The sequence below is a fragment of the Psychrobacter sp. TB55-MNA-CIBAN-0194 genome (genome assembly GCF_040309505.1).
Taxonomy (GTDB): domain Bacteria; phylum Pseudomonadota; class Gammaproteobacteria; order Pseudomonadales; family Moraxellaceae; genus Psychrobacter; species Psychrobacter fozii.
Genome location: NZ_JBEOOW010000167.1, coordinates 1 through 281 on the forward strand (window position 1 = coordinate 1; position 281 = coordinate 281).

At 43.4% G+C, this 281-nt stretch carries 1 protein-coding gene; it reads left to right on the forward strand.

All coding sequences use genetic code 11. The features are described 5' to 3' along the window. On the forward strand, positions 1–281 hold a 281-nt coding region (locus AAEY75_RS14690; RefSeq protein ID WP_352259979.1), incomplete at both ends, for a tRNA-dihydrouridine synthase.

Below are 281 nucleotides of genomic sequence, written 5' to 3' on the forward strand. Positions count from 1 at the left end.
GAATACAGCGTGGTGCGTGATTTTGTTGGTGATATAGCCACTACTGGCATCACGACCTTTATTGTTCACGCGCGTAATGCCATTCTGCAAGGCTTGAGCCCGAAAGAGAACCGTGAAGTACCACCATTGAAATATCATTATGTGCATCAGTTGAAGAAAGATTTCCCAGACCTTGAAATCATCTTAAACGGTGGCATAAAAACCTTAGAAGAATGCCAAGAACAATTAGCACACGTCGATGGCGTTATGGTTGGACGTGAGGCTTATCATAATCCTTGGAT